Below are 20,365 nucleotides of genomic sequence, written 5' to 3' on the forward strand. Positions count from 1 at the left end.
CGATACCCAGTTCAGCCTTCTCCTGACGGGCCGTCAACCGGGTCGGTCGTTCTCGAATGGTGGTTCGGGCGGTCCCTTGCGCACAACGGCACTCCAGACGGTCTCATAATGATCCCGGTCGTACGGATCGACATGGGGAAGCACGAAGTCCTGCCATGCCCGGCGCAAGGGATCGTCGGCCTCCGCGAACACGGCCAATCCGGTCGGCACCCGGTCGAGGACGGTCCGTAGGCTCATCGGTGTCTCGACCCTGGTGCCGGCATCCCTTGCCTGAAAGGACTCGTTGACCTCCACGGCCAGCCGGGCGATTGCATCGACGAACACCGTCTTCAACGTCGGGTATCGCCTCCGCAGCATCTCTTGGAGCTGTTCCCCGCTGGGAAATTCCTTCTCCCAGATGACCCATCGGTCTGCAAAAGCCTTGTTGAGGGTCTGGGTTCCTGCGTAGTCCCTCAGGTCGGTCGGGTTCATCGTCCCAAACAGGCGGACATCGTCGCGGAGGCGCACGGTGTCTCCGTTCGGCAGGTCGAGACTCTGGTAGCGGTCGAGCAGACCATGGAGGGCGAAGAGCGTCTCCGCACCGGCCGCGTTGAGTTCCGACAGGTTGACGAGTGCAGGTCCCCGCAGCGCCCTGGTGATGTCCCCATCCTCCCAGCGACTCTCCGTGCCACCCTTGCCGTCACCGTGCAACTGGGTCGATCCGATCAGCGTGACGTCTCTCACTTCGCCGGTGAGGGGAATCCGGTAGTAGGGGAGGCGAAGCAGCGCTGCGAACTGTTCGATGTCGTGATCCTTGCCGGTGCCCATGTGGCCGCGGACGGCAACGTGGAGGGGGACGAATGCGGGCCCTGTGGAGCGACGCACCCGTTCGATGGCGGCAAAACGGTACAACATGCCCAGATCCACGTAGTACGGGTCGGGTTCCGGAATCTTTCCGACGCGTTGGGCACGGTCGAAGAAGCCTTCAGGAACTTCGAAGACTTCGAGACGAATCGGTCTGCCCTCTCCTGTCGGGTCGGTGAACGTAACGGTGTCAGCCACGAGTCGGCTCCTTGGGTTCTGCTCTTGCTGCTCGACCCCACCAGGTGTCGACACCCCAGAGGGCGAGGCTCCGGCGCAACGCTCCGCGTACGCCGTCGACCATGGCGCGGGTCAGTTCTTCGGGTTGTTCCGCTATCTCGAAACGGCCGTAGGTGTCTTGCACCGTAGCGTCACCGATTCCGATGCCGAGAACGGTCGTGCCGGTCCGCTCGATGTCTCGAGCAGTCGCGGCGAGGGCGGAGGCGGAACCCCGTGTCAATCCATCGGACAGCACGACGAGCACTCGGACGTTGCTGCGCCGTCGAGCCATCCGCTCGGCGGCGTGCACGAGGTTGTATTCGTCGACGTTCGCCGCCTTGTCGAACAGGGAGACGGGCGGGGCCCCGGCCTCGTCGCGTCGGGCGGACGCCGCCGCCTTCGCCGGTTCCATGGCCGCCCAGAACAACCCTGCAAGAAGGTCCTCTGCGCCGCGCCATGAGTCGTCGAAGGTCTTGATCAGATAGTGGTTGATCGTGTTCGTGAGCCGCTGGGCGTCGGTGCCTCTGGACTGTCGCAGCCCTCCCATCGTTCGGCGGCGACGCTGTGTGAACGATCGCTCGGTATCGTCCGCCCTGGCCGCGAAGGAACGGTTGAAGAGAGCGACTTCGAACTCGACCTGTAGCTCGTCTGCGAGGTGCGCGAGGGTCCACGCGCCGAGGGTGGCTGCGGCCATCGGCCAGTGTCCGGACCGCTGCAGCATCGATGCCGATCCGTCGATGAGCAGACTCACCGAATACGCCCTGCGGGTCGGCAGGTCCCGTCGCTCGTACATGCGCCGATACAAGCCGGCGCCGAGGAACAGAGCGGCATACGGTGAAAGGTCGCCGGCGTCGTACCCGGCTCTGAGGCCGCGCCGCTGATTGGCGACGAAGAGGGGGTGCAACTCTCCGGAAACGTGGTGTTGTGCCACCGACCAGCGGCGAGCGGCATCCGCCATGGCGGCACGCCCTTGCGTTGCGAACGAGCGAAAGCGGGCGGGGAATGAGGACACGACCAGCTTGCCCTTCTGGCCGGTGGGCAGATAGATCGTCGGGGCCTGGCTGACGCGCAACAACTGGTCGGTCGATGCCTCGCCGGCCAGCTGGGAGGGAGCCTTGCGGCCGGAGGCTCCCGACCGTGCCTCGGCGGCGTCCCTTGTGCTTTGATAGCCGTCCGCGTCCTGGACGACGGGGGAGTGGAGCCGGACTTCGTCGACCCCTTCGCGGATGGTGTCCGCGTCCGACCTGGTGTGGTTTGCTCCCGCGGTCGACAGCAGCCGATGCCGCCGGGCGATCTCCACGAGTTTGGTGGTGAGATCGGCGACTTCCCAGGGGTCCCGAGCATCGCCGACCTCGTCGAGGAGATGTTCCGCCTCGGCGACGGCGGCGGTTGCGTTCGGATGCAGGCCGCGCGCGTTCACGACGTATCCGCCGGCTTTGAGAAAGCACAAGAGGGCGAACTGCGCGAGGGGCCCGGACGTTTCGAGCGCAGGTCGGTGTGCGGCGTGATACAGGTCCGCCAGCACCGACAGGGCACCCGGATACCGGCCGAGGTTCGTCTTCTCCTGTCGGGCATCCTCGAGAACGAAGAACAGTGCCTCCGTCTCGGGACGCCCGGCGAGCACCGTGAGGAGGTCGACCGGCTCGTCTCCATAGTCGAGACCCCACGAGTCGGGGACTCGGCGTTGCTCGGTCAGGTCCGTTGCGATGAGGTGTACGACCTCGTGGAGCGCCGAGGCGAGCGCCACCTCCCGAGCGGTCACCGGAGCGTTGCGCGCGTACGCGGCCTGGAAGGTGGCCGGGTTGAGGACGATCTCGTCGGCGCTCGCGGATGGGTTAGGGCCGAGCAGTACATGCAACTCGTCGTTTCCGGTCAGCGATCGGGCGAGTCGAGTGACGGCGGGCGCGACCGACTGATAGCGTGCAACGACGGACTCGATGGCGTACTCGTCCGCCGGAAGGATGGTGTTGAGGGTGGTTCGGCGCTGTGCCACAGCCGATCATTGTCTCATCAGCCGAGCAGAATCGCCACTACGGAGAGCAAGACGGCCACGGCTGCAGCCGCAATCGCCACCGCAGACCGTGTACTGGCCGTTTCACGTCGCATTCCAATCTTCTGCCAGCCCCACACGATGACCAGACCGGCGATGAGCCCTCCCACGTGCGCCTGCCATGCCACACCGGGGAGGATGAATGGGAGGAGCATGTTGATGCCAAGCAGCACGATGAGCTGCCGGAAGAGTCGCTTGCCCGCGGGCGTGTGTCGCACACGGTATGAAGCGGCGATCCATGCACCGAACAGTCCGAAGATTGCGCCGGACGCACCGATCGCGACTCCTGCGGGGACCATGATCAGGAAGAACGCCGACCCCCAGAGCAGTGAGGCGCCGTAGAGGGCGGCGAACGAAACCGAACCGACCCGTCGCTCGATCTGCGGACCGAAGAGCCAGAGTGCGTACATGTTGAAGAAGATGTGCATGATTCCACCGTGCAGGAACGCACCGGTGACGAGGCGCCACCATTCGCCGGCATGGATCAACCGGTTGCTCTGTTCGAGCAGGACGAACAGAGAGGGTATGAGGTAGTAGCTCAGGACGAACATGCCGATGTTGATCGCGAGGAGTGCTGCGGTGACCGGTGGCAGCGTCGTCACCGCGGCGCGCCCGTGGATCACTTTCGTGGTGGACCGTGCGCATTCGGGGCACTTTTGTCCTCCCGGGGTGTCCACGGAGCACTCGGGACAGATGGGTCTGCCGCAAGAGGCGCACCGAAGGCGTGTGCGTCGGTTCGGATGGCGATAGCAGACCGGGATCGTGGCTTCGTCTGTCACAAGGGGTCACTGTAGAGGCTTTCAAGGTCTTCTCCACCCAAGGTCCGGGTGATCTGCGAGTCTCCTATCATCGCGCCATGTCTTTCGATCGCACGGTGCTGCCCAACGGGCTGACGGTCATCACGGAGGCGATGACGGAGATTCGGTCTGTCGCAGTGGGAATCTGGGTCGATACGGGGGCCAGGGACGAGCTTGCGGGAGAGCGGGGAGCTTCGCATTTCCTCGAACACCTGCTCTTCAAAGGAACCGATGAACTCGGCTCGCTGGAGATCTCGCGACGGTTCGACGCGATAGGAGCCGAAGCGAACGCGTTCACCTCCAAAGACTCGACCTGTTTCTGGGTCCGACTCCTCGACGAGGACCTCGCCGAGGGCCTCGGGCTCTTGGCACAGATGTTGCAGCGGCCCGCGTTCCGTCCCGGCGACGTGGATTCGGAGCGGGACGTCGTGATCGAGGAGATCAGCATGAGCGACGACGATCCGGGAGACCTCGTCCACGAGCAGTTCTTCCGCGCCGTGTTCTCCGGGCATCCCCTGGAACACCCTGTGCTGGGGTCGAAAGACTCTGTCAGGGCGCTCACCCCCGAGCTGCTCGAACGATACTGGCGCCGTCGATACCGGGCGGGATCCACCGTGCTGGCGGTCGCCGGAAACGTCGATCACCGGCATGTCGTCGATCTCGCAGGGAGGTTCTTCGGAACGTGGGACGGCGGTTCCGTCGCGCATTCGTTGGAAGAAGCGCCTACCGACCCGGGGGTTCGGGTGGTCCGACGCGAGACGGAACAGGTACACGTCGTGCTGGGAGGCCGGGGGCTCGTCAGAGGTGACGAGCGCAGGTACGCGTTCGGGGTGTTGGACTCGGTGCTGGGTGGCACGGCATCGTCGCGGCTCTTCCACACGATTCGTGAGGACCGTGGACTGGCCTACTCGGTGTACAGCTTCCGCGCGGCGTACGCAGATGCCGGGGCCTACGGCGTGTACGCGGGAACCACGCCGCGCAATGTCGGCACGGTGCTCGACCTGCTCAACAGGGAACTCGCGAGCGTCGCACGCGACGGTGTCACCGACGAGGAGCTGGCGCGAGCGAAGGGCGGGATGCGCGGCTCCATGGCGCTCGCCCTCGAAGACCCGAACAGCCGTATGGTACGTCTCGGTCAGGAGGAGATCGGCGGGATGGAGCATCTCTCGGTGGATCAGCGGATTGGCCGGCTGAACGCGATCACGGCCGATGATGTGCACGAGGTGGCCGAAACGGTGTTGACGGGGCCGCGGGCCCTGGGAGTCGTCGGACCGTTGGATGCGGCAGATGTGGAGAGGTTTCTGTGATGCTGAAGGTTGGTGTTTCTGGTGCGGCAGGTCGGATGGGTCGCGCGGTCGCCGCTGCGATCGATGCGGATCCGGAATTGGTCGTTGGTGGCCTGTTCGATCCGGCGGGCGGGGAGGTCGGGGGGATGGCGATCTCGACCGATTCGGACGCGATCGACGGGTGCGACGTCGTCGTCGAGTTCACGAATCCTGCCGTGGTGATGGACAATCTGGCAACCTGGCGGCGGATGGGTGTCCACGCGGTCGTCGGTACGTCAGGCTTGACCGAGGATCGGATCGAAGTGGTGAGAACGTCCTGGGGCGGCGGTCCTCCCAACTGTCTGATCGTGCCCAACTTCTCGATCGGGGCCGTGCTGATGATGCGATTCGCGGAGATGGCTGCGCCGCACTTCGACGCGGCCGAGATCGTCGAGCTGCACCATGATCACAAGGCAGATGCCCCATCGGGGACTGCTGTCGCCACGGCGTCACGAATTGCCGGAGCGAACCCCGAGCAGCGACGCGCCGTAGAGTCGAGTGAACTCGTACCCGGTGCCAGAGGCGCCTCGATCGCGGGTGTCCGCGTGCATGCGGTTCGGCTCCCTGGGCTGCTCGCCCACCAAGAGGTGCTGTTCGGCACCGCGGGCGAGGTGTTGCGAATCCGTCACGACACGACCGACAGGTCTTCGTTCCTGCCGGGCGTGCTGCTCGCGATCCGCAGGATCGGTGAGTTGCCAGGGGTCACGGTTGGCCTCGACGCACTCCTCTGAACCATCCTGAACCGTTCTCGTGACGTTTGACGGCAATTAACCGGACGAGACGTCACAAGAATGGATGATGGCGTCCTCGAGGGGTCGTTCGCCGCGCAGCGGTGTGGCCGCGATGGCGTCGACGACGTCCATGCCTCCGGTCACCTTGCCAAAGATCGTGTAGGCGTGGGGGAGCCCCACGTCTTTGAGGCAGACGAAGAACTGGGATCCGTTCGTGTTGGGGCCGGAGTTTGCCATCGCCACGGTGCCCCGTGTGTAGCTTCTCGGGTGATCGAGTTCGTCCCGGAAGCGATAGCCGGGACCTCCGCGGCCGGTGCCGGTCGGGTCGCCTCCCTGGATGACGAAGCCGGGCACGACACGGTGGAAGATCGTGCTGTCGAAGAAGCATTCCTCTGCGAGGAACATGAAGTTGTTGACGGCTTGTGGGGCTTCCTCGGCGAAGAGCTCGATCTCGATATCGCCATGGTTCGTGTGCACCGTCGCCGTGTGCGTCTTCGACAGGTCGATCGTGATCTCCGGCGGGCTGGAGTATTGCTTGGACATAGGCACCTCGTTGGGAAGGCGCCAGGGTACCGTGCGGACGGCACAATCGGCGTTCCCGGGAGTAACCTCAGATCGACTGGAGGTGGTGGTGTTACGAAGGCCGTTGATAGCCCTCTTGTTCCTTTCGGCCGCCTGCGCCGGGATGCCGGGGGCATCCACGACCTCATCGACCCCGGTCGCGTCGACGGCCGTTGCGGCGCCGATGAGCAGCACGACGAACGCGACCGTCACGACTTCGACGGAGGCTCCGACTACCGCTGCGACCACTTCGACCGTCGTCACGACCACTTCGACCGTTGTCACGACCACTTCGACCGTCGTCACGACCACTTCGACCGTCCCGACGATGCCCCTCGTGACCGGCCCGAACGTTCCTCAGGCCCGTGCCGGCACCGAGATCCCTTGGGACGAGGTCGGAGACGGCTGGCACGTCGTTCTCTACAACGCATCGCGGGCAAACCCGATCGGCCCCGAGGATGTCGAGGAACGCTCTGTCCTTGCCTACATGGTGTCCCCCGACGCGACGCTGTACCAGGCTGTCGTGTGGGCGCCGGGCACAGGTCCCGATACGATCGCGGACCTGGCGGGAACGCATCTGCTGGTGATCGGAAGCACGGGTGACGGTCCGCTCTACCAGGTCGCCGACCTTCGTGACGGGTCAAAGACGACGATCCGTGTTCCGGGGACCGGACTTCTGGACGGGCCGTGGCCGCCGGTCGGGCTCACGAGGCCCACCGGCAAGAACATGATCGTGTGGGGGAGTGACGGAACGACCGAGTGGCTTGAACGTCGAGCTCTCGACGGCACCGTGCTCGCCCGTGTCTCCGAACGTCCGTACACGGGATGGGCCGGCACGTTCAGTTGGCTGTATGGATACGCCGGTCTGAAGGTTGTCATCGGCCACGGGGGCGAGCTCGCCTCTGTGAGAACGAACGGGGAGCCGCTCCGCACACTGATGGTGCCGGACGACCGGATATGTGAGCCGGTACGGTGGTGGGACGCCGACACGGTGCTCGCGCGGTGTAGCAGCGCCGAGGGTACCTACGGGTATTACTTTCAGCTTTGGCTGATTCCGAGCGACGGCACTCCCGGGGTGGCGCTGACGTCACTGCCACCGAGCCCCGAGGTCGTGGACTTCGGCTATGTGGATGCGTGGCCCGCCGGCGGGCAGACCCTGCTCCAATGGACTGGCGACTGCGGAGCCTCCAACGTCCAGATCCTGCAGCCGGACGGGACGGGAATCGGACTGGAAACACCCTGGATGGAAGGTATCGACGGGTATCGATTGGTGGACGTCGTCGGCGGCATCGCGACCATCCAGACGTGGCGCGGATGTGACGCGTGGGAGGGGTCGCTCGACGCGATCGGACTCGACGGTGCGCTCATACGTCACCTCGTACCCATCGTCGGTGACGCTCGCGGCGTCATCGATTCCGCAGGGCCGGCGACCGTGTACCCCTGAGCCGGTGCAGCCTCAGAACAGCGCGCTGGCCAACTTCCGGCGGTACTCGCCTGTCAGCGGATCATCCGGTCCGAGGACCTCGAAGATATCCAGCATGGCCCTGCGCCCATCCTCGCGAGGTTCCCCTCCGAGGACGACGGCGCGCAGGAGAGCATCCAGCGCCTCTTGCGTGCGTCCTGCTGCGCTCAGCGCGCGGCCAAGGTGCACGAGGAGGACGCCGTTGTCCGGGTCGTCGGCGAGTTTCGCCTCGAGATCGTCGATCGAGGACGTATCCACGCTTTCGATCCGAGCCATGGCTTGCAGACGCTGGACCTTCGATGTCGGAGGCAGGGGGTCCAGGAGCGCGAGTGCTTCTTGTGCGTGGCCCTGGGTCACCAGCAGATCGGCCAGTCCGACCGCCGCCTCCTCATGTGTCGGTTCGACGGCCAGGACTTGACGAAAGAGACGTTCGGCGGTGGCGATGTCGCCGGACGAGGCGGCCGACAGAGCGGTGGCACATGTCTTGTCGGTCTCGGAAGGAATGATGTTGCGAAGCCACGCGCGAATCTGTGACTCGGGGAGCGCGCCTGTGAAACGGTCGACCGCCTCGCCATCCCGGAAGGCGATGACGGTCGGGATCCCCTGCACCTGAAACCGGCCGGCCAGGCTCTGGTTGGTGTCCACGTCCAGTTTCGCCAGCTCGAACCCGCCCTGGTATTCGTCGGCGAGGCGCTCGAGCGTGGGTCCGAGTACGCGGCATGGGCCACACCATGGAGCCCAAAAATCCACGACCACGGGGACCTCTCGGCTTCGCTCGAGGACTTCGCTCGAAAAGTCTGCAGTATCGACGTTCTTGACAAATGCTGTTTCCATGACCCGAGAAGCGTAGTGGCGTGTCGTACGAACGATCTCGATGCCGGACCGTTCGATCGTGCAAGGTTCAGGTGGCGGCCGCTTCCGACCTGGTGCCTCGACGCCAGAGCGACGCCGGCCAAGGCACTAGTGCCTCGACCGGCAACCTTTGCGGTGTTCTGCCGGCCAGGAACGCCGCTCGCTGCGTTCTCCGCCTCGACGCACCTGCCGGTGCGCCTTCGTTGTGCGGCCTTGCGGGCGACGCCCCTGCCTCGGCATCGACACCCCGAACGTTACCGGCCGAGGCACTAGTCTGCAGACAGTGACCGGAGGAGGCACATTGACAGCGCCATTCGGTGAGGTACTCACCGCCATGATCACTCCATTCGACGCCGACGGAAATGTGGATTATCAGCAGGCGTGGAACCTGGCGACACACCTGGTCGAGAACGGCTCGGACGGGCTCGTCGTCACGGGAACGACCGGCGAATCACCGACCTTGACGACGGACGAGAAGGTTGCCTTGTACCGTACGGTGGTCGATGCCGTCGGCGGCAAGGCCGTCGTCGTGGCGGGAGCCGGCACGAACAACACCGCTGCGTCCGTGGATCTCACGATGCGCGCCGCCGATGTCGGCTGTGACGGCGTGATGGCGGTGACACCGTATTACTCGAAACCTTCCCAGGCGGGGCTCGTCTCGCACTTCACGGCGATCGCCGACGCATCGCAACTACCCGTATTGCTGTACAACGTTCCGTCGAGGACAGGTCGGCTGATCGAAGTCCCGACCCTGGTGGAGGCAGCGGCGCACCCTCGGATCGTCGCGGTGAAGGACGCCGTCATGGACATCGACCATACGGCGCAGGCCAGGGCCGCCCTACCCAAGGACTTCTCCATCTACTCCGGCCAGGACAGCTACACGCTGGCCATGATGACGGTCGGGGCGATCGGAGTGGTCTCCGTCGCTTCGCATCTCGCCGGCAAGCAGATCCGGCGGATGGTGTCGGCATTCACGAGTGGCGATATCGACGAGGCGATGCGGCTGAACTACGGAATGCTTCCGCTGTTCTATGCGTGCTTCCTCGAACCGAACCCTGCTCCGGTGAAGACGGCGATGGACAAACTGTGGGGAACGGTGGGAGCACCGAGACTGCCACTCCACGCGGCCTCCGCCGAGACGGTCGCCGCCATCGAAGGAGCGCTCGGGGTGGTGCAGCAGTTGTGAGTGTTCGAGTTACCTTCCTCGGTGGTCTGGGCGAGATCGGTCGCAACTGTGCGGCGATCGAGCACGATGGAAAGATCGCCCTCATCGATTGCGGGCTCATGTTCCCCGAAGAGCATATGCTCGGTGTCGATCTCGTATTCCCCGATTGGGGTTGGCTCGTCGAACGCAAGAGAGATGTCGTCTGTGTCGTGGTCACACACGGTCATGAAGATCACATCGGGGCCCTCGGACAGTTTCTCGGCGAGGTAAACGTGCCGGTATATGGGACCGAGTTCTCAATGGCCCTCGCATCCAAGCGGGTCGAAGAGTCCTTCGTCGACGCCGACCTGCGGCCCGTCGTCGACAACGAATGGGTCGAAGAAGGTCCGTTCCGATTCATGCTCATTCCGGTCTCGCACAGCGTGCCGCAGGGAGCGGGAATCGCCTTCGACACCCCGGAGGGCCTCGTCGTGCACTCGGGAGACTTCAAGCTCGACCCGACGCCCATCGATGGGCGGCCGACCGACCTGCCGGGCTTTGCCGCGCTGGGGAATGACGGTGTGCGGCTGTTGCTGGCAGACAGCACCAACGCGGAGGAGCCGGGATTTGTCCCCTCGGAGACGTCATTGGCGACACCGATTCGCGAGATCGTCCAGCATGCTCCCGGGCGGGTGATCTCCGCCTGCTTTGCCTCCCATGTCCATCGAGTTCAGCAGATCGCGGACGCCGCACTGGCGAGCGGACGCAACGTCGCATTCCTCGGACGTTCGATGCAACGAGTGAGCGGCGTCGCGAGAGATCTCGGGATCCTGCAGATTCCCGAGGACCGAATCATGGACATCGTCGATCTGATCGACCTGCCTCCTCACAAGCAGATGGTGATCTCGACCGGCAGCCAGGGTGAGCCGTTTGCAGCCCTCTCACTCATAGCGTCGGGCCGGCACAAGTTCATCGAACTGGACCCGACCGACACGGTGCTGGTGAGTGCAACACCGATCCCCGGCAACGAGGCGGCCGTGTCACGGGTCATCAGCAGGCTCTGGCGCTCCGGCGCAACCGTATACCACGGTCGAAACTCGCAGGTCCACGTCTCGGGGCACGGTGCACAAGATGAGCTGAAGACCTTCCTCAACGTCGTTCGGCCAAGGTCGTTCGTTCCCGTCCATGGCGAATACCGGCATCTTCGTGCGCACTCGGACCTCGCGAGGCAGATGCGCGTGCCCGAGGTGTTCACCCTCGAAGACGGAGACGCGATCGTTCTCGACGGTGACGAGACGCGAGTCGAGTGGGGGGCGGTCTCCGGGGACTTCGTCTACTTCGACGGTTCGGAGCTTGGCGATGTGGGAGCGTCCGTCATCCGGGACCGCCGGCATCTCGGCGACGACGGAGTCGTGATCGCGATCGTGGGAGTGCGGCACGGAACCGCGGAAGTCACCTATGGGCCCGAGTTGCACAGTCATGGTCTGATGGACGCCCCGGCAGCGTTACTCGCCGAGGTCAGGGATGCCATCATGGCCGAACTCGCTTCCCGAAACGGCTCCTGTGAGGCGGCGGTCGTCAAGAAGGCCATACGAAGCATCGTTCGTCGGATCGTCCGTGAAAAGACCGCGCGCAAGCCCGTGGTGGTGTCGGTCGTCCTCGAAACCTGATTCGATCACCGGGCCTCATCGCGCGGTACGCGCGGGCTTGCGCGCGCAAATGATTGGCCCTGTCCCGTGCCCGGTGTAGAGTCTGCGGCAATATGGCAACCCGGACACCCACCCGCCGGGGAGCGAACGGGCGGAAGCGGGTGTCTCGGAAAAAGAAGCCGGCACCTCGCGCGACGCGCGGCCGCTCGAAGGCGCCGAAACGAATCTCGGTAGCGAAGCGTTTCGCAGCTCTTCGTGGTCGTGTTCGTCACCACCTCGGACGCCAGACCGACGACGTCTGGGGGATGGTGCTGACCGTACTGGCCATCCTGCTCACACTCGCGTTCTTCGGACAGGCCGGTCCTGCGGGGAGATGGACGGTTGCAGCGCTCGAGCTGCTGTTCGGCCTCTGGTCATACGCCGTGCCGGTCGCTCTCGCCGGCCTCGGATTCCTCTTGATTGCGGACGGTCGCAAGTCGCCTTCGGGGCGCATCGCCACAGGGGTCACTCTCGCCTTCGTCGGGACGCTTGCTTTGTTTCACCTCATGACCGGTACGGTCTCGCTGTCCGCGTCGATCGATCTCGTGAAGGAACGCGGCGGCGCCGTCGGATCACTCGTGGCCTTTCCGCTGCGCAGGTTGATCGGTTTCTGGGGCGCGTTCGTCGTGCTGGTCGCGGTCACGGGAGCGGGCCTGCTGATTCTCACCCGCAGCAGCGTTCGTCAGATGTGGCTTGCCGCCGCGGAGATGTTCGGCGCGCTGCGCGCCTGGTCCCGACAGGTCGGTGCCAAACCGAAACGTGTCGCGGTCGTTCGGCAGGTGAAGCCCCAGCCCAAGCATCGGGCCGTTACACAGCAGCCTCCCAAGAAGGCGTCTCGTCCCCCGAAAGCGTTGCGGGCGAAGCCAAAGCCGGGCCCGGGCCAGACTTCCATCCCGTTGCCTCCACCGACTCCCGGGGAGGGCTATCGCAAGCCTCCGTTGGAACTGCTGAACGTCGGGGCCGGGGAAGCCCACAGCCGGCGCGCGTTGGAGGAGACGGCCCGCGAGCTCGAAAACGCCCTCATCCAGCACGGGGTCGACGCTCATCTGACCAAGATCGTTCCCGGGCCGACCGTGACTCGCTACGAGATCGAGCTGGCTCCTGGCGTCAAGGTGGCGAAGGTGACGAGCCTGGCGCACGACATCGCATACGCGTTGGCGACACCCGACGTGCGGCTCCTTGCGCCGATCCCCGGCAAGAGCGCGATCGGCGTCGAGGTACCGAACCGCCGGCGCCGCCTCATCACCCTTGGTGACGTCCTGCGGAGCAGAGAAGCCGAAGAGGACGCCGATCCGCTCACCGTCGGCCTCGGGCTCGACATCTCCGGCAATCCCACGCTGCTTCATCTCGAGGAGCTGCCGCATGTGCTCATCGCCGGCGCCACGGGAGCAGGCAAGTCGTCCTGTATCAACTCGATGGTGACGTCACTGCTGATGCGCACGAACCCCGAAGATGTACGGCTCATCATGGTCGACCCGAAGCGGGTCGAGCTGAGCCAGTACAACGGTGTACCGCATCTGCTGACGAAGGTGATCACGAACCCGAAAAAGGCCGCGGATGCGCTCCAGTGGGTCGTCGCGGAGATGGACCGTCGGTACGATCTCGTCGCGGACGCGCAGGTCCGCGACATCGTCGGTTATCGGGAGAAGTGGGATGCGGATGCCTTGGACAGGGATGCATTCGACCGGTTCCCCTACATCGTCGTGATCGTGGACGAGTTGAACGATCTCATGATGGTGGCCGGCCGTCAGGTGGAGGCGGCAATCGTGAGAATCGCTCAGATGGCGCGGGCTGTCGGCATCCACCTGGTGATTGCCACGCAGCGTCCATCCGTCGACGTGATCACCGGCGTGATCAAGGCGAACATCCCGAGTCGCCTCGCCTTTTCGGTTGCGTCGATGGCCGACAGCAGGGTGATTCTCGATACGGGTGGCGCAGAGAAACTGGTTGGCATGGGCGACATGCTGGTGGCAACGGCGACCCAACCACGGCCCGAGCGAATCCAGGGCGCCTGGGTGAGCGAAGACGAGATCCATGCCGTGGTCAGTTGGGTCAAACAGCAGCAGAAGGCGCGGTACCAGGACCAGGTGATCGAAGCGGTCGCGAGGCAACGGCAGGAGGAGGCCGAGGCGGACGAAGGGGAGGACGCGGCGCTGCTTCGCCAGGCGATGGATCTGGTCGTGCGCTCCCAACTTGGGTCCACCTCGATGTTGCAGCGGAAACTGCGCGTCGGGTTTGCGAGGGCGGGCAGACTCATGGACATTCTCGAACGCAAGGGCGTCGTCGGTCCTTCCGAGGGCTCGAAGGCCAGAGCGGTCCTGATGACGGTCGAAGAGCTCGAGGAACTCCTGGCCGGTGCGGGCAAGCAAGGCTGACATCGCCTTCCCCGGGCAGTGCCGGATCTACCACCGCGATCGTCTCAAACCCTGAGGCCAGGGTCTGGTTGCCACGTCGGCACGGTCGGTTGCATCGCCGTAAGCTGAGGGCACGAGAGCCGATCCAGGAGGAGTCATGCCCGAGCTAACGCAGCGATTTGGGACGCTGGTCGACATCTATTCGCAAGCTGTTCGAAACTTCGGCGATCGTCCGGTGTTCGGAACCAAGATCGGCGACGACTGGCACTGGATCACCTATCACGAGTTCGGTGAGTTGATCGATCAGATGCGAGGCGGGATGGCGAGCCTCGGTGTCGGTCGTGGGGATCGCGTCGCCATCATCAGCAACAATCGTGTCGAGTGGGCGGTGATCGCCGGGGCGACGTACATGCTCGGCGCCACCGTCGTGCCCATGTACGAAACCCAGCTCGACAAGGACTGGAAGTACATCATCGGTGACTGTTCGGCGAAGGTGTTGTTCGTGGCGAACGAAGAGATCGCCGACCGGGTCGAAGCGTTTGGGGACGAGTTCCCGACACTGGAACACATCGTTGTCATCGATGCCGGCCCCGGCCATGAAGGTCTCACCTACGCGGAGCTCCTCGAACGTGGATCCGCCCGGCCTGCACCTGTCGCACAGGTCGACAGAGACGATCTCGCGGACATCATCTACACGTCCGGTACGACGGGAAACCCGAAAGGGGTGCTGCTCACACACGCCAACCTGGCGGACAATGTGAGCGCCGAACTTGCCGTCGTGCCTGTGACCGGAGATGATCGAACCCTCTCGTTCCTCCCCTGGGCGCACAGCTTCGGTCAGACCCTCGAGCTGCATGGAATCTTGGCCGTGGGCGGGTCGATCGGGATTGCCGAGTCGGCGGCGAAGATCGCCGAGAACCTGATGGAGGTGAAGCCCACGCTCTTGATCGCCGTTCCGCGCATCTTCAACCGTGTCTATGACGGTGTGAATGCACTCATGGCAGAAGAAGGAGGGCTCAAGAAGAAACTGTTCGATGCTGCACTGGCCAACGAGTATCGGAGAATGGAGATGGCCGAGGCCGGGCGAACCAGCCCTTGGGTCGAGGCGAAGCATGCGCTGTTCGATCGGCTCGTCTTCTCGAAGATTCGTGAACGGTTCGGAGGCAGGCTGGCCTATGCGGCAAGTGGATCCGCGGCGCTGTCGCCGGAGGTGAACAGGTTCGTCGACGCGCTCGGCATCGTGGTGTTGCAGGGCTACGGCCTCAGCGAGACATCGCCACTGGCGACGGTGAACCCACCCGAGAAACGTAAGATCGGGTCGGTGGGACCTGCAGTGCCGGGGGTGCGAATAGCGCTCGATCATGTGGCGACGGCGGATCCGGACGACGGAGAGATCATCATCTACGGGCACTGCGTCATGAAGGGATACCACAATCTGCCGGAGGAGAACGAGGCGGTCTTCACCGAAGACGGCGGGCTGCGTACCGGAGACATCGGCCATCTCGACGAGGACGGCTACCTGTACATCACGGGCAGGGTGAAAGAGCAGTACAAACTCGAGAACGGCAAGTACGTCGTGCCGGCACCCATCGAAGAGCACGTGCGCCTCTCGCCGTTCATCGCAAACATCATGATCTACGGGGTGAACCGTCCGCACAATGTCGCATTGATCGTCCCCGATTTCGACGTGTTGGAGAAATGGGCACAAGGAGAAGGCATCGATACGTCCGACCGGAAGCGACTCCTCGGCGACGAGCGGGTCCGGGACCTCTTCGGCCTCGAGATCGAAGCACATTCCGAAGGCATCAAGTCCTACGAGCGGGTCCGGGACTTCTTCCTCATCGAGGAGGATTTCACCCAGGAGAACGGCATTCTCTCTCAGACGCTGAAGGTGAAGCGCCGTGAGGTCATGAAGCGGTACGGAGGCGACCTGGAGGCCCTCTACAAATAGGCGCAGGGCGTTTGCCGTCCGTTTCGATACCCCGTTGCGATGGGGGCCTCGTCGACGAGGCCCCCATCGGTTCGAGCGAAGGGCCCTTTTCTCGAGACGGCCGACGCTCTGGGTCGGTAGGACTCCTGGGGGGCCGGCGGATCGGTCCCGACGAAGTGGCGGGGCGATAGGCACGATCTCGAACATCGGTGCCATGGGGCAGGAATCGGAACGCTCATCGTGCCGTGCATTGCGACCGGGCTCCTCTCCGTCGGCGGAGCAGGCGACAAGCCGGTCACCGGAGGCTCGCAACTGACGGCTCCTGCCCGAAGTCGAGTACCGGAGACGGGAAGCCGGCCGGCGACCGTGAACCCGGATCAGCGGTTTCTGAGCACTCTGCCCACGATACGCGTCATCAGGCGCCTCGGAAGGAGGCGATTCGCCTGGACGGTCGCCTTGTTCAACGGTCCCGGGATGACGATCCTCTTGCCGGCCAGCATCCCTTCGTACCCAGCGGTGGCGACATCGTGGGCGCTCATCATGCCGATCTGGATGAGGCGGGATGCCTCGACCCCGGCGCGTCGCTGAAAGCCGGTCTCCGTGGGGCCCGGGCAGAGGGTCGTGACGGTTACGCCCGAACCATGGAGTTCCTCCGCGATCGCCTCGGAGAAAGACAGCACGTAGGCCTTCGTGGCGTAGTAGACCGCCATTCCAGGTCCCGGTTCGAACGCCGCCGTGGACGCGACGTTGAGGATCTTGCCGTGGCCGCGTTGGAGCATCGGGCGGGCAAGCCGATAGGTCAGCTCCGTCAGGGACGCGATGTTGAGTCGGATCATCCCCAGTTGGGTATCCAGATCGAGTTCCGTAAAGGAACCGCTCGCGCCGTAGGCGGCGTTGTTGACGAGCACCTCGATGTCGAGGTCCCGCTCGCCGAGCTGTTCGACGAGCCGTTCGGTCGCCCCCGGCAGTGAGAGATCTGCCGAGAAGACGATGGCTCGGCCCGGCTGATCGAGTTCGAGCTGGGCAGCGGCCAGTTCGAGGGTGTGCGGATCGCGCCCGACGAGCACGAGGCTGTATCCGTCGGCCGCCAGCCGCTCCGCAAGCTCGAGTCCGATCCCTTGTGATGCTCCGGTGACGAGCGCGATCTTGGGCATGGCAGGCTCCTTCGCAACCGAGTCTAGGGATCCGGTCCGATCCCGTGCCGGGAGTACCCTGTGGCCATGTCCTCTCCCACCGTTTGGCTGACGACGCTCGGATGCGCCAAGAACCAGGTCGATTCCGACAAGGTCTCCGGGCTGCTCGAGGCTGCCGGTTTTCGGGCGTCGTCCTCACCGGAAGATGCCGATATCGTCATGGTCAACACCTGCGCGTTCATCGACGAGGCACGTCGGGAATCCGTCGACGCGATCCTCGATGTGGAACGGTCCATGCGGCCGGACGCGAAACTGGTGGTGTTGGGGTGCATGGCCCAGCGCTACGGGAGCGAGATCGGTGATGCCATTCCCGAGGTCGACGCCGTCGTCGGGATCGACCGATACCCCGAACTCGTGGAGACACTGGCCAAGATGACGGACTGGCAGCCGGTCGCGCTCCAGAGATCACCGATGGCGATTCTGCACGAAGTGCGAAGGACATCACCGGCGATGCCGTATGCCTATCTCAAGGTTGCCGAGGGATGCGACAAGGTCTGCACGTTCTGTGCGATTCCATCGTTCCGGGGAACACAACGGTCTCGACCGGCGGCCGAGATCGCCGCCGAGGCAGCCCGGCTGGTGGAGGAGGGAGTGAGTGAACTCGTGCTGGTCGCCCAGGACCTCGCCGCCTACGGGCGAGATACGCGCGACCCGGAGGGAATTGCAGGCCTGGTCCACCGCATCGCAGAAACGGCGGACCTGCACCGGCTCCGGCTTCTCTACCTGTATCCCTCGGAGATACGAACATCTCTCATCGACGAGATCGCGTCCAACCCGGTGGTGGCCACCTACTTCGATCTGAGCCTGCAGCACGCCGAGCCGAGACTCCTGCGTGCGATGGCCCGGCCCGGGGGAGGGGAGCGTCATCTCTCGTTGATCGAGCGTATCCGGGCCGCTGCCCCGCACGCGGCGCTGCGTTCGAGCTTCATCGTGGGTTTTCCCGGTGAGACGGAGACCGACGTGCAGACGATGACCGACTTTCTGGAGGCGGCGGGTCTCGACTGGGCCGGGTTCTTCCCCTACTCGGCGGAAGAAGGCACACCGGCGGCGTTCCTGCCCGACCGGGTCGATCCGATCGAAAGCGCGGAGCGGACCCGGTATTTGCAGCAGATCCAGGAACGAATCACGGCTCGGCGCCAGGCCGATCGGGTCGGCGGGGTCGTCGACGTACTCATCGACCAGGTGGAGGAAGGCGTCTCGGTGGGGCGGTCCTTCAAAGAGGCTCCCGAGATCGACGGGATGATCACCCTCGATCGCGGGGTGCAGGGAGCATGGGTGCGTGCCAAGATCACCGGCGCATACGGACCCGACCTCGAAGGGGAGGTGCAGGAGTGATCGTCGAAGTCGTCGCCGTCGGCACGGAGCTGCTTCTCGGTCAGATCGTCAACGGGAATGCGGCGTCGATCGGCCGGCGTATCGCCGAAGAGGGACACGACGCCCACTACCAGGTGGTCGTGGGCGACAACATTACGCGGATCGCCTCGACGATCAGGGAAGCGATGTCGCGTGCGGACGCGGTGATCCTCACCGGTGGTCTCGGTCCGACGCAGGATGACCTGACGAGGGAAGCGATCTGTGAGGCGACCGGCAGGCCGATGGTGTTCGAGCAAGAGGTCGCCGATCGTCTTCGTGAACGGTTCGCGGCGTTCGGACGGTCGATGCCGGTGGCCAACCTGCGTCAGGCGGAACGGCCCGACGGGTCCGTGCAACTCGAGAACACCAAGGGGACCGCCCCGGGTATCGCGCTCGATCATGAAGGCACGTGGATCTTCGCGCTCCCCGGAGTGCCGGAGGAGATGGAGACCCTGTTGGAGGACGAGGTCCTGCCCCGCTTGCGGCGTGATTCGGAAGGTGTGTCGGTGTTGAAGAGTCGGCTTCTTCGGACCTGGGGCTCGAGTGAGTCGACGGTCGCAGAGATCCTCGACGATCTCTACGGGCCGGCCAACCCGTCTCTGGCGTTCCTGGCGTCCGCCGGCGAGATCAAGATCCGGATCACTGCGAAGGCAGCGACCGATGCGGAGGCCGAAGCAATGATCGCCCCGCTCGAGGCTGAGGTCCGCTCGAGGCTCGGGACGCGGGTCTTCGCTACCGACCAGGACACCATCGAAACCGTTCTGCTGCGTCTCCTGGCCGATCGGGGATGGAGCCTCGCAGTTGCCGAGTCGGCGACGGGCGGAATGATTGCCGCTCGGGTGACCTCGGTTCCGGGAGCTTCGAGTGTGTTTCGTGGCGCGGTCGTCCCCTATGCGACGGATCTCAAGACGGCGCTGCTCGGCGTGCCGGTGCAGGCGATCGAGCACAGTGGTGTCGTGAGCGAGAGCACGGCGCTGGCGATGGCCGAGGGTGCGTCGCTGCGTCTGGGCGCCGAGGTCGTCATCTCGATCACGGGTTCCGCGGGACCGGAGCCACAAGAGAAGCCGGTGGGAACCATGGTGGTCGGGGTGATGACTCCGGAAGGGGCGAGGGCCCGGACCCTGCACCTTCCCGGGGATCGAGAACGCATTCGCACGTACGCGACGACGGCGGCGCTGCACTTGGCCCGTCTCGGGGTCACGGGATCGTGGTGGTAGAGAGACTCTTTCTTGCCGTCGTACTCACCGAGGATGCTCGGCACGCTCTCGCTGCGCGTATTCGCGACGGCACGCGGGTGCTGCCCGGACGACCGGTCCGCCCCCAAAACTGGCATCTGACGCTGCGATTCCTCGGAGATGTGGACGGTCCAGGGTACGACCGGCTGCTCGCTGCACTCGACGAAGCAGATCTGGGTGAGCACTTCCGTGTCCGCCTCGGCGGCCTCGGAGCGTTCCCGAAGCCTTCGCGAGCGACCGTCCTGTGGGTCGACTTTGCGCAAGGAAAGGATCGGTTGGCGGACCTTGCCGCACGGGTGGAGCAGGCCGTGGAGATCGCCGGGCTGCCGGGGGAGGATCGGCCGTTCCGGGCGCATCTGACCTTGTCGCGGATCCGTCCGCCCCAGGACGTGCGCCGATTCCTGGAGGAAGTCGGTCCTCTCGGGATCGGGTGGGGCGTCGATCGTGTCGTCCTGTATCGAAGCCATCTCGGCCCGGGTGGACCTCGGTACGAGGAGATGGCGGTGTTCGCTCTCTAGCGCCTCGACGCCGCGAACGTTGCCGGCCGGCCACTTGTGCCGACATGCTTGGAGGCGAACACACGTTCGACTAGGCTCTGCGCCGGATCTGCAATAAGATGACATGTATGTGA

Annotated in this window: 16 protein-coding genes; 10 read left to right on the plus strand and 6 right to left on the minus strand. The window is 64.7% G+C overall.

Translation table 11 applies throughout. From position 1 onward, the window contains the following. Window positions 1–33 precede the first annotated feature (33 nt). Genes GXP34_05910 through GXP34_05920 form a run of 3 tightly spaced genes read right to left on the minus strand, consistent with a single transcriptional unit; the run spans window position 34 to window position 3,888 of the window. Window positions 34–1,041, minus strand: a complete 1,008-nt coding sequence (locus GXP34_05910; protein NOY55508.1) for an AAA domain-containing protein — start codon at window positions 1,039–1,041, stop codon at window positions 34–36. After that, window positions 1,034–3,052 (minus strand): VWA domain-containing protein, encoded by a 2,019-nt coding sequence (locus GXP34_05915; GenBank protein NOY55509.1) that lies wholly within the window; start codon window positions 3,050–3,052, stop codon window positions 1,034–1,036. Before GXP34_05915 ends, GXP34_05910 begins: the two co-directional genes overlap by 8 nt. Before the next feature lie 17 nt (window positions 3,053–3,069). After that, on the minus strand, window positions 3,070–3,888 hold the full coding sequence (locus GXP34_05920; protein ID NOY55510.1) for a rhomboid family intramembrane serine protease: 819 nt from the start codon (window positions 3,886–3,888) through the stop codon (window positions 3,070–3,072). A gap of 77 nt (window positions 3,889–3,965) precedes the next feature. Between GXP34_05920 and GXP34_05925 the strand changes: the two genes are divergently transcribed. Next, window positions 3,966–5,213, plus strand: a complete 1,248-nt coding sequence (locus GXP34_05925) for an insulinase family protein (GenBank protein ID NOY55511.1) — start codon at window positions 3,966–3,968, stop codon at window positions 5,211–5,213. Beyond that, on the plus strand, window positions 5,213–5,962 hold the full coding sequence (locus tag GXP34_05930; protein NOY55512.1) for a 4-hydroxy-tetrahydrodipicolinate reductase: 750 nt from the start codon (window positions 5,213–5,215) through the stop codon (window positions 5,960–5,962). The genes GXP34_05925 and GXP34_05930 overlap by 1 nt, the downstream gene beginning before the upstream one ends. 36 nt (window positions 5,963–5,998) lie before the next feature. Here the strand turns inward: GXP34_05930 and GXP34_05935 are convergent, their stop codons facing one another. Continuing rightward, entirely contained in the window at window positions 5,999–6,475 is a 477-nt protein-coding gene (locus tag GXP34_05935; GenBank protein NOY55513.1) for a peptidylprolyl isomerase, read from the minus strand. A 376-nt stretch (window positions 6,476–6,851) separates the two neighbouring features. On the opposite strand from GXP34_05935, the gene GXP34_05940 reads away from it, so the two are divergent. Next, on the plus strand, window positions 6,852–7,967 hold the full coding sequence (locus GXP34_05940) for a hypothetical protein (protein NOY55514.1): 1,116 nt from the start codon (window positions 6,852–6,854) through the stop codon (window positions 7,965–7,967). 12 nt (window positions 7,968–7,979) lie between these two features. Here the strand turns inward: GXP34_05940 and trxA are convergent, their stop codons facing one another. Next, entirely contained in the window at window positions 7,980–8,819 is an 840-nt protein-coding gene (trxA, locus tag GXP34_05945) for a thioredoxin (protein NOY55515.1), read from the minus strand. Between the two features lie 319 nt (window positions 8,820–9,138). Between trxA and dapA the strand changes: the two genes are divergently transcribed. From dapA to GXP34_05965, 4 genes are all read left to right on the plus strand, one after another. Continuing rightward, a complete protein-coding gene (dapA, locus tag GXP34_05950; GenBank protein ID NOY55516.1) occupies window positions 9,139–10,023 on the plus strand; it encodes a 4-hydroxy-tetrahydrodipicolinate synthase in 885 nt (294 codons plus the stop codon). Next, entirely contained in the window at window positions 10,020–11,651 is a 1,632-nt protein-coding gene (locus GXP34_05955) for a ribonuclease J (GenBank protein NOY55517.1), read from the plus strand. The genes dapA and GXP34_05955 overlap by 4 nt, the downstream gene beginning before the upstream one ends. A 284-nt stretch (window positions 11,652–11,935) precedes the next feature. After that, window positions 11,936–14,044 (plus strand): DNA translocase FtsK, encoded by a 2,109-nt coding sequence (locus GXP34_05960; protein ID NOY55518.1) that lies wholly within the window; start codon window positions 11,936–11,938, stop codon window positions 14,042–14,044. A 136-nt stretch (window positions 14,045–14,180) separates the two neighbouring features. After that, window positions 14,181–15,974: a long-chain fatty acid--CoA ligase gene (locus tag GXP34_05965; protein NOY55519.1), complete on the plus strand. Its 1,794-nt coding sequence runs from the start codon at window positions 14,181–14,183 to the stop codon at window positions 15,972–15,974. A 356-nt stretch (window positions 15,975–16,330) separates the two neighbouring features. Here GXP34_05965 and GXP34_05970 read toward each other — a convergent pair whose 3' ends face one another. Continuing rightward, the gene (locus GXP34_05970) at window positions 16,331–17,107 is read right to left on the minus strand and encodes an SDR family oxidoreductase (protein NOY55520.1); all 777 of its coding nucleotides are present in this window, start codon (window positions 17,105–17,107) and stop codon (window positions 16,331–16,333) included. A gap of 66 nt (window positions 17,108–17,173) precedes the next feature. Here GXP34_05970 and rimO point away from each other — a divergent pair, with 66 nt between their 5' ends. From rimO to thpR, 3 genes are read left to right on the plus strand one after another with little or no spacing between them, the layout of a single operon-like run. Next, window positions 17,174–18,481, plus strand: coding sequence for a 30S ribosomal protein S12 methylthiotransferase RimO (gene rimO / locus GXP34_05975; GenBank protein ID NOY55521.1), 1,308 nt, complete (start codon window positions 17,174–17,176; stop codon window positions 18,479–18,481). Beyond that, window positions 18,478–19,716 (plus strand): competence/damage-inducible protein A, encoded by a 1,239-nt coding sequence (locus tag GXP34_05980; GenBank protein ID NOY55522.1) that lies wholly within the window; start codon window positions 18,478–18,480, stop codon window positions 19,714–19,716. Before rimO ends, GXP34_05980 begins: the two co-directional genes overlap by 4 nt. Further along, the gene (gene thpR, locus GXP34_05985; GenBank protein NOY55523.1) at window positions 19,707–20,252 is read left to right on the plus strand and encodes an RNA 2',3'-cyclic phosphodiesterase; all 546 of its coding nucleotides are present in this window, start codon (window positions 19,707–19,709) and stop codon (window positions 20,250–20,252) included. Before GXP34_05980 ends, thpR begins: the two co-directional genes overlap by 10 nt. Window positions 20,253–20,365: the final 113 nt, after the last annotated feature.

The organism is Actinomycetota bacterium (genome assembly GCA_013152275.1).
Taxonomy (GTDB): Bacteria; Actinomycetota; Acidimicrobiia; order Spongiisociales; family UBA4744; genus BMS3Bbin01.

What these genes read in the sequence shown, in the direction of transcription:
- GXP34_05970 (NOY55520.1), bottom strand. Translation starts at nt 17,107, where the DNA reads ATGCCCAAGATCGCGCTCGTCACCGGAGCATCACAAGGGATCGGACTC.
- GXP34_05925 (NOY55511.1), top strand. Translation starts at nt 3,966, where the DNA reads ATGTCTTTCGATCGCACGGTGCTGCCCAACGGGCTGACGGTCATCACG.
- GXP34_05965 (NOY55519.1), top strand. Translation starts at nt 14,181, where the DNA reads ATGCCCGAGCTAACGCAGCGATTTGGGACGCTGGTCGACATCTATTCG.
- trxA (NOY55515.1), bottom strand. Translation starts at nt 8,819, where the DNA reads ATGGAAACAGCATTTGTCAAGAACGTCGATACTGCAGACTTTTCGAGC.
- rimO (NOY55521.1), top strand. Translation starts at nt 17,174, where the DNA reads ATGTCCTCTCCCACCGTTTGGCTGACGACGCTCGGATGCGCCAAGAAC.
- GXP34_05930 (NOY55512.1), top strand. Translation starts at nt 5,213, where the DNA reads ATGCTGAAGGTTGGTGTTTCTGGTGCGGCAGGTCGGATGGGTCGCGCG.
- GXP34_05940 (NOY55514.1), top strand. Translation starts at nt 6,852, where the DNA reads ATGCCCCTCGTGACCGGCCCGAACGTTCCTCAGGCCCGTGCCGGCACC.
- GXP34_05960 (NOY55518.1), top strand. Translation starts at nt 11,936, where the DNA reads ATGGTGCTGACCGTACTGGCCATCCTGCTCACACTCGCGTTCTTCGGA.